Here is an 8,565-nt window from a genome sequence, read left to right on the forward strand (position 1 = left end):
TATCCAATCTATGAGGATGCACTCTAGCCCTCAAAAAGAGTGCATCCTTCCCCTCAAGGGATACCGCCAAACCCTCAAAGGCAGTATCCAATCTATGAGGATGCACTCTAGCCCTCAAAAAGAGTGCATCCTTCCCCTCAAGGGGTTTACTCAACTTTCATCGCATATCATTTTTATGAACCCTCATTTTTATGAATCCTTGATCAAAGATACAAAAAGAAGTTTGCTAGCAACTATTGTATCACCCACCTTATGGGATTCCACTTCTCTACAGAGCTTTCAAACTTTTTTACGCCTTCATAAAGTCGAATCTGAAAGAATTCATTAAGGCAATTAAGGGTAAATTTTGTCAATTTCTAGACAAAGTTTATTCTTTTTTGTGATTGTTGTATTTTTACTATAGTTATTTAAATCGAATTTATATATGATACGTATCGATATTTATTTATAGAAATAAATATAGGAGAAAAACTATGAATATCAGATATTTTTTCATAGCTGGGGCTATTACAAGTGGTTTAGCTCTCGCGATTCAAAAATCTGATCGTATAGTCAATAAACAACCCTCTCCTATTGTTGCTCCTTATACTATTGAGAAAACAACTTTACAGTTTGTTAAACAAGTAAGGGACACATCGGATACATTGAATATACTGAGAGTCAGTAATAGAAGCGCATCAGAACAAGCATCCATCAACGATATATACGATAAAGCAGAAAATTTATTGAATGCACTAGCTGGTTTTTTAGGATCACTTATTATATATTTCTTACAACTTGTTGCTAATAAAATATAAGATACAAAAAGTTCTTAAAGTAAGGTTATATACATTTTGTGTATATTGTAAAAATTTAAATAAAAAGGCCCTTTATAAAATGGGGCCTTTTTTAGTTTAATTTTTCCTTTGTTTTAGTTTAATTTTTATTGTGTTTTTATTTTTATTGGCCAAATATCATCGCCTTCAAAAATGCCATTTTTACTTGTCTCACATCTCAAATGACAAAGGCTCTACCCCCTTTTAGACTCTACCCCCTTTTAGACTCTACCCTCTTTTAGGCTCTACCCCCTTTTAGGCTCTACCCTCTTTTAGGCTCTACCCTCTTTTAGGCTCTACCCTCTTTTAGGCTCTACCCTCTTTTAGACTCTACCCTCTTTTAGGCTCTACCCTCTTTTAGGCTCTACCCTCTTTTAGACTCTACCCTCTTTTAGGCTCTACCCTCTTTTAGACTCTACCCTCTTTTAGGCTCTACCCCCTTTTAGGCTCTACCCTCTTTTAGGCTCTACCCTCTTTTAGGCTCTACCCTCTTTTAGGCTCTACCCCCTAGCTTCCCTCCCATAGCGCTTTAGTTAATAAGGGTCCGCAATCTTCTTGTTTTTCCCAAAAATTCTTCTGTTTTCAAGAAAATGACCATGCATCCCCTACGTCATCGAATTGGCTTCCAGATCTCCATGAAACAGACTTAAAAACACAAAAATACCATAAATTTTTACATCAATATCACCATACTGAAACACTGTTGAAGCTTAACAAGCGCTGCTTCATTGGCAAGGACTTCTTAAAAAGACAAAAAACACCTCAAAGGCAAAAGAGCTTAACACTGCTCAAAAATGGCATTTTTGCCTTCCTCTCATCTCAAATGACAAAGGCTCTACCCCCTTTTAGGCTCTACCCTCTTTTAGGCTCTACCCTCTTTTAGGCTCTACCCCCTTTTAGGCTCTACCCCCTTTTAGGCTCTACCCTCTTTTAGGCTCTACCCTCTTTTAGGCTCTACCCTCTTTTAGGCTCTACCCCCTTTTAGACTCTACCCCCTTTTATAGCTCCCCCGTAGCGCCCCTTGAGTCAATGGAGCTTTCCCTCATAGCGCTTATTCAAGCGCTAATTTATGAGCATTTTCTAACAAAACAACAGAACCGTCTTAAAGAAGAGAGCGAATTTATAATTGATTTTTCTCCCCTATTCTTGAGGATCAAGCCATTTTCAGTCTATTTTTTAAAATCTTGGCTATTATTCTCGATTTTTCGAACACTTTATTTTGCTCTGGTAAGAAAGGTGTGAAAGCGTCTCAATCATAGCGCTTTCACATCTTTTAAATAAGAGTGCTTTTCTTCAACAGGAGAGTACAACACTAATCAATTTTTATATCCATAAATGCGATTTTACCATCTTTAATATAAGTAATATCAGGAGCATGTTTTACCCCCTCTGCTTCAAACACGAACTGTTCATCACTCACCCCTTCAAATCCTTGTTCTCTTAATTCTTGTTTTTTCTCCTCAACTAATTTTTTATGAAAATCTCGTTTTTGATTACACAAATTAAGGTTTCTATCTCTAAAAAGCTGATAGTCCATGGCTATGGACAACTTCTCAGCAACCCGTTCCAGCAGATCGTAACTGAACTTTCCTTCCCTTTCCACTTCTTGAGCGATCACCATCGCGCGTTCCAAATGAACTTTTTCAATGGTTTCATCAAAGCCAAGCTGGTTCCCTGCCGTAAAACTTTCGTCATAAGAAGCTAAAGTCTCCACATCGCCCAGCAAAGCAAGAGCAGCAAGATGCAGCAAAGCATAAGGTGCGAGCTCTATGTCATCATCCGGTGTCCAAGATAAAGAGTCTTTTTCCCAAGGAGGAAGACGATATTGAGAGCGAAAAGTTTCATGCAAAGAATCATCTTCCATTGTCCATTTTAAAGTTTTTTCAAGCGCTTTTTTTAAACACGCGGCACTCACTTTTTCTTCAAAAATTTCCAATCCATTGGGCACAAAATTCATAAATACCGTTGGCAAAACCCCAGAATTATGAGGATTAATCGTCTGACAAGCAGCCGCAAAAACACCGCTCATAATTAAAAGCCCGCGATCAAACGGGGAAAATTCTTCCACGTGTTTTTCGTTATAAAGAAACTGCACTTCGCGATCTGGTAAAAAGAGGGTTGCCAAATAATCTCCTTTTCCCTCGATGTCCACAGACCACCCCAAGCTTTTTAAAAGCGCTGTTGCACTTTCTATCGTGAGAATTTCATCATCATCATAACCGACAAAGGGTTCTTTTTCCTTTTCCTTTAGTTGCAAACGCCTCTTCTGCAGCACGGCTTCATCTTTCCAAAACTGCTGCATTGCAAGATCATTTTCTTTAAGCACGCGTTCCAACGCGCCTTTCACTTGGAAATTCATTTTCATCCGTTTAAAGACAGAGGTATAAAGAGCTAAAACAAGCATGATAATGATCATGCAAATAACAATAAATACCCAGAACTCGGGATCTAATAGAAGTACAGCTATAGGATCACTGTTCATTTTTCCCCCCTCACTATTTACACAACCCGTGCGACAGAGAGCTTATTTGCTCTCGCTCAGAGAGCGCTTCGTCTAGTTTCTGAATATTTTTGTACAACTCACCCGTCACTTTGGTGCGAAGCCGTAACATAACCGGAATAAAAATAATGACACAGACCATTATAATGTCCGTTGTTTTAAGGAGAACGGCATGCACAACATATTGCCACCCTGTCAGCTGCCAATTTAATACACCTGGTATTCCTAGAACCATTCTCCAGATGACAAAGACAACAGCAATAGCAAAAATAACTTTATAATCCTTTGCTGAGAGCAACACTTGCTGAAGCGAAAAAGAATGCACTCCTTTATGCTTTTCTTGCTCTGATGTCCAATTTTGCTCCTTCATGTATTCCCCTCTCACTCTTTGAAAAGCCCCGTGTGACAGAGAGCTTATTTTGTCTCACACAGAGATTGCCTCTTCTCGTTTCTGGATCTTTTTTTCCAATTTACGCATTTTGATGATGCAAAACCCAAATACCACCGGAATAAAGAAAAGTACACAGGCCGTTATGGCTTACGTCATAATAAAAATTATAATATTCCTGCTGCCTTGGCCCCTCTTGCCTTCCTCACATCTCAAACAGTGAAGATTTTCAAACCGTACCAATCTATAAACAATAGTCACAATTCAGCTTTTTCTTCCTAAAAATTCTCCTATTTTCAAGAAAATGACCCTGCATCCCCACTTCAATAGGATTCATTTCAAAGCTTGAATGAACAAGGCTCCTAAAAATACGAAAACAACCCATATACCGCGCGGCGCCTACGAGCAAAACCGTTCCTTCCTCAGGACTCAAACGATAAAGTAAGTCTCAAGCGCTCACTCTAGGCTCTAAACCCCACGGGCTCTTATTCCCTTTAATCAACACTGATCCATAATCGGCTTTTCTTCCACTCAATGCCATCCTCAACACTGCCCCTTAGAGCAATGTTTATGGACAACCCATAAAGAGCACCAAAACATCTCAGAGGCAAAATGGTATAGAGAGCAATCCCTGTAAATAATGGTATAGAGAGCAATCCCTGTAAATATTGAATTTCTCATAATTTCTTCATTATTTTTCCCCCTCTCACGACTTCTCAAACGCTGTATCCTGTTCTTTCAAGACGTTTTTCAGTTCTTTTCTTAAACGGCGATACATTTTCGCCTGCTTAAAGACACCATAATAAAGTTCCAAAATCATCATGGGAATAAAAGCAACCCCCAATGTCACGAACATAAGCACGAGAACAAATATCCTGATAAAAATATCACTCCTTTTTTCTCTATCGCCTTTTTTATACCGATCCTTTTGATCGGTTATTTTACCCCGTTGCTAATCTATTTCTTTCAATTTCCGAATATTTTTTACCAACAAAAGCCACAATGTTATGAAGAGTATGTACAAAACTGGAAACAAGACCCAAACACACATTGTAATAATTTGCCAAAACGTACACAGAGAGAGAAAAAGAGGTGTATCCCACCACCCTGTCAAGTTCTCTTGGCTACCCAAAGATGAGAGAAAGAAAATCCTATTCCATAGCTCAATAATGAGTGAGAGAAAACAAATGACAACATGCTCTTGTACAGAAAAAACACTTTTTTCGAAAAAATGGCGCAGTCCATTATAAAATGCTGAATTTTTCCCCTTCATTGCTCTTCCTTTTTATGAAAAACGCATTTCTTTATCTCATGCCCGCTCTTTTAAGAACCACGAAAAGTACAATGCATGGTGCTTCCCTTATTTTCAATAAAAACCCCCAACTTTCTAAAAGCGCGGTTGCTCTTCCAAATGATTAAGAGCATCTTCCTCATTACAAACCTGATAGGCTTCTTTATCCTCTTTACCTGATGATTTTCCAACCATCCCCTCTTTCTTGTGTCACAAGCTTCCAAACAGTGCCTCTCCCCCCTCACAATAGCTACGCAAGCGCCTTGTCACTCTCTTTTCCTATGCGTTTTAATTCCCGTTTCACTCTACAATACGTTCTCACGCGCTTGAAAACAAAATAATAAAATTCTAAAATGAGCATGACAACACCTGCAGGAAAAAAGACGTCTAGCAGAAATATCAACCAAAAATATACGATAAAAAAACTGCTTATTCTTTCTCTATTGTTTTTTACCGGATTATTTTGTTGATCGGTTGTGTGACCCCGTTGCTGGATAGCCTCTTCTAACTGCTGAATCATTTTTTTTAACAAATACGTTAAGATGAGATAAAGCACCAATAAAACAGGCATCAAGGCAACAACAACAACCATGATGACTTCACGCATCACAAAGAGCGACAAAAGAGTGCTATCCTGCGATACACTCAACGGCCACTTGGATTCTAATGGGATCAAAAGAGCTTTATAACCTATCGCAATAAGGATAGACATAAGACAAATAATAATATGATCTTTATAAGAACGAAATGATTTTCCCAAAAAAAGAGAGCACCGTTTGTTATAAAATGTGTAATTTCCCCCCTTCATTTGCTCTTCCCTTTTATGCAACTGTTTGTCCCTAACTTTTATAAGGACACGAATAACCTCTCAAGCACAATTACATCCATTGTCGTCAAACAGAATACCTCAGAGAACACTCGTATTGCATATTTATGTTGCCAATACTTTTGCCAATTCACGTGCTTGTTTTAAAGAAACATCTCTCAACACTTGCAAACCAACACGCATCACCCCCATTTCATGAACAGCCCCCATGAAATGGGATAACAATAGCGCCCCCATGAATATACCCCCCTTACTATAAAATCTATCACCCCTATTGTTTCAATAAAAAATGTAATCCGGCACCATTCATATACGCCCCCTGCGGCCTCTACAATAGCCTTACCCTCCCCTTGCAACAAGCACGCCATAACTCCATTCCTCAACACAGACACCCCCATTACCCTAAGGCTCCTACAACAACCCCACCCCTGCCCCAACAACAGCCATATCCCGCCTTTACGATAGCCTTTATCCCTTGAAAAAACAGAAGCATTTTTATTCTTTTCTCATTGTTTTCGGCCCCCCACTAAGACATAAAAAAAGAAACATCTCTCAACACTTGCAAACCAACACGCATCACCCCCATTTCATGAACAGCCCCCATGAAAGGGATAACAATAGCGCCCCCATGAATATACCCCCCTTACTATAAACTCTATCACCCCTATTGTTTCAATAAAAAATGTAATCCGGCACCATTCATATACGCCCCCTGCGGCCTCTACAATAGCCTTACCCTCCCCTTGCAACAAGCACGCCATAACTCCATTCCTCAACACAGACACCCCCATTACCCTAAGGCTCCTACAACAACCCCACCCCTGCCCCAACAACAGCCATATCCCGCCTTTACGATAGCCTTTATCCCTTGAAAAAACAGAAGCATTTTTATTCTTTTCTCATTGTTTTCGGCCCCCCACTTAAGACATAAAAAAAGGAACTTCCATTGATTTGCAAATGATCGCGCAATAAGAGCATTTGAAATGAGAAAATCTAACAACTTTCTTATTCCAATTAAAAAAGCTCAATGATCATTCAAAATACGATGATATCTTCCATATTTCATTAGAGTTCTTGCAAGGCAATAGCTCAGAACATATTCATAAAAACGCTTCTAAGACACGAGACAGCCGCTATTTTTGAGATCACGCGTTTTAATATTAATGAAAGCACTAACATTCCCTTACAAGTTTGAGGTGTTGTTTTGTCAACAATCTTGTTAGCATGGACTGATTCTATGATGATGCGATATCATCACAATTGCTCTTTATGGACAGCATAATGATACGCATCATTTTACTCATAATTCTTTATAAGCCTTGCGTTATAGGCTTGTTGGGAAAAAAATAAAGGAGAATCCTGTTGAATATAGCAATTATTTTGGGGTCTGTGCGTCAACCTTCCTTAACAAGAACTTTAGCCAGTTATTTAGCGGATTGCCTCATGAAGCGGGGTGCATCACTTCATTGGGTTGATTTGCGTGAACATCCCTTGCCAATGACAGATCCAGATTATCATCAGCAGGTTGAGGCTAATCCAAGTGCAGCAGTCCGTGAGTTTGTAAAAACCATTGCAGCGGCTGATGGTGTTATTCTAGCAAGCCCCGTTTATCAAGGGTCTTATTCGGGTGTTTTAAAAAATGCTCTTGATAATTTAGCCTATAATGCCTTTTTAAATAAACCTGTTGGACTTATCTCTCATGGGAGTACGGCCAAAAAATGCGCACAACCTTGTGAACATTTAGTGCCGGTGGTGCACACGCTTTATGGTTACACACTCCAATGTCAAATTGCCTCTTCCAACGAAGATTTTTCCTCAGATGATGAAGGTCGTACTTGGAAAGTTATAAGTGAAGAGGTACAAACACGTTGTGAAAGACTTGCTGATGAAATGTACACATTTTTAAAGCAAAGAGGTGGGATTTAAAGCAATAAGGGAGGGGGCATGAAAAAAAAAGAGGCGCGCTATCGTTATTTAGTGGTAGGGGGCACAGGGATGCTTGCTCCTTTGTATCAATCACTAGAGCCGCAAGAAGTGATTATTGCTGCACGCTTTCTTTCCCATAAAGTCCAGCTTGAGGCATTGCACAACAAACAGTTGTGCGTGTCGTTGGATTATGATTGTGCGGCATCAAAGGCGCAATTTTTAGAAACTGTGAAGCAATGGCATGATCTAAAATATTGCATATTATGGATTCATTCGCCTGCCCATGCATTTTCTTGCGCATTAATTGAGCAGTTAGCTCTTTTGCCTAAACCACCATGTATTCTTCATATTTTTGGTTCCAACACGCATGATCAAATAATCCTCGAGTGCGCACGCAAAAACAAGGTTGATTTTATCCCCATTCAATTAGGACAAAAAACAACCCCAAAAGGTTTACGACGGCTGCCCCATCAGGAGATAAGCCAACAGGTACTGGATGCCATAAAAAACCATATGAATAAACAAAACTTATGATCAATACCTCTGCTTTGCAAAGAAGCAGTGCCCCTTCAAACTCTATCCATACCCAAACACCCTCTTGAATAACTCATACTCTCTACATCATAGGCTTTTAGAACGAACAATCCCTCTCCTTTACGCCTCTAAACAGCGTCCTTATATCAACAGCTCCAAAACCAAACATTTTTTTCCTCCTCACACGGGCTTATCCCCCTCTCACAACCCTCACAGCCCTTGATCAACCACACACACGCTATTACAGTTCCACGTTTTTACGATTTTACAAATTCACAGAAAACA

Annotated in this window: 8 protein-coding genes; 3 read left to right on the plus strand and 5 right to left on the minus strand. The window is 39.4% G+C overall.

The genetic code is table 11. From position 1 onward, the window contains the following. The first annotated feature begins 473 nt into the window (after positions 1–473). Positions 474–797, plus strand: a complete 324-nt coding sequence (locus tag ACFIM8_RS02750; RefSeq protein ID WP_375607073.1) for a hypothetical protein — start codon at positions 474–476, stop codon at positions 795–797. A gap of 1,330 nt (positions 798–2,127) precedes the next feature. Here the strand turns inward: ACFIM8_RS02750 and ACFIM8_RS02755 are convergent. The 5 genes from ACFIM8_RS02755 to ACFIM8_RS02775 all read right to left on the minus strand — a co-directional run bounded on the left by ACFIM8_RS02755 (position 2,128) and on the right by ACFIM8_RS02775 (position 6,581). Continuing rightward, a complete protein-coding gene (locus ACFIM8_RS02755) occupies positions 2,128–3,297 on the minus strand; it encodes a DUF6990 domain-containing protein (protein ID WP_375614461.1) in 1,170 nt (389 codons plus the stop codon). A 13-nt stretch (positions 3,298–3,310) separates the two neighbouring features. Next, positions 3,311–3,685, minus strand: coding sequence for a hypothetical protein (locus ACFIM8_RS02760; RefSeq protein ID WP_375607075.1), 375 nt, complete (start codon positions 3,683–3,685; stop codon positions 3,311–3,313). Positions 3,686–5,244: 1,559 nt separating this feature from the next. After that, positions 5,245–5,802, minus strand: coding sequence for a hypothetical protein (locus ACFIM8_RS02765; protein ID WP_375614462.1), 558 nt, complete (start codon positions 5,800–5,802; stop codon positions 5,245–5,247). A gap of 123 nt (positions 5,803–5,925) precedes the next feature. Beyond that, positions 5,926–6,057: a hypothetical protein gene (locus ACFIM8_RS02770; RefSeq protein WP_375614463.1), complete on the minus strand. Its 132-nt coding sequence runs from the start codon at positions 6,055–6,057 to the stop codon at positions 5,926–5,928. Between the two features lie 350 nt (positions 6,058–6,407). Next, the gene (locus ACFIM8_RS02775; RefSeq protein ID WP_375614464.1) at positions 6,408–6,581 is read right to left on the minus strand and encodes a hypothetical protein; all 174 of its coding nucleotides are present in this window, start codon (positions 6,579–6,581) and stop codon (positions 6,408–6,410) included. A gap of 601 nt (positions 6,582–7,182) precedes the next feature. Here ACFIM8_RS02775 and ACFIM8_RS02780 point away from each other — a divergent pair. Next, the gene (locus ACFIM8_RS02780) at positions 7,183–7,746 is read left to right on the plus strand and encodes an NADPH-dependent FMN reductase (protein ID WP_375607079.1); all 564 of its coding nucleotides are present in this window, start codon (positions 7,183–7,185) and stop codon (positions 7,744–7,746) included. A gap of 18 nt (positions 7,747–7,764) precedes the next feature. Then, the gene (locus ACFIM8_RS02785) at positions 7,765–8,280 is read left to right on the plus strand and encodes a short-chain dehydrogenase (protein ID WP_375614465.1); all 516 of its coding nucleotides are present in this window, start codon (positions 7,765–7,767) and stop codon (positions 8,278–8,280) included. The last annotated feature ends 285 nt before the right edge of the window (positions 8,281–8,565 follow it).

It is taken from the genome of Bartonella sp. AC535YNZD (assembly GCF_042196625.1).
Lineage (GTDB): Bacteria > Pseudomonadota > Alphaproteobacteria > Rhizobiales > Rhizobiaceae > Bartonella.

Bases quoted from the DNA above. Each gene is read 5' to 3' on its own strand.
- ACFIM8_RS02770 (WP_375614463.1), bottom strand. From the start codon at position 6,057: ATGGGGGCGCTATTGTTATCCCATTTCATGGGGGCTGTTCATGAAATG.
- ACFIM8_RS02775 (WP_375614464.1), bottom strand. From the start codon at position 6,581: ATGGCGTGCTTGTTGCAAGGGGAGGGTAAGGCTATTGTAGAGGCCGCA.
- ACFIM8_RS02765 (WP_375614462.1), bottom strand. From the start codon at position 5,802: ATGAAGGGGGGAAATTACACATTTTATAACAAACGGTGCTCTCTTTTT.
- ACFIM8_RS02750 (WP_375607073.1), top strand. From the start codon at position 474: ATGAATATCAGATATTTTTTCATAGCTGGGGCTATTACAAGTGGTTTA.
- ACFIM8_RS02760 (WP_375607075.1), bottom strand. From the start codon at position 3,685: ATGAAGGAGCAAAATTGGACATCAGAGCAAGAAAAGCATAAAGGAGTG.
- ACFIM8_RS02755 (WP_375614461.1), bottom strand. From the start codon at position 3,297: ATGAACAGTGATCCTATAGCTGTACTTCTATTAGATCCCGAGTTCTGG.
- ACFIM8_RS02785 (WP_375614465.1), top strand. From the start codon at position 7,765: ATGAAAAAAAAAGAGGCGCGCTATCGTTATTTAGTGGTAGGGGGCACA.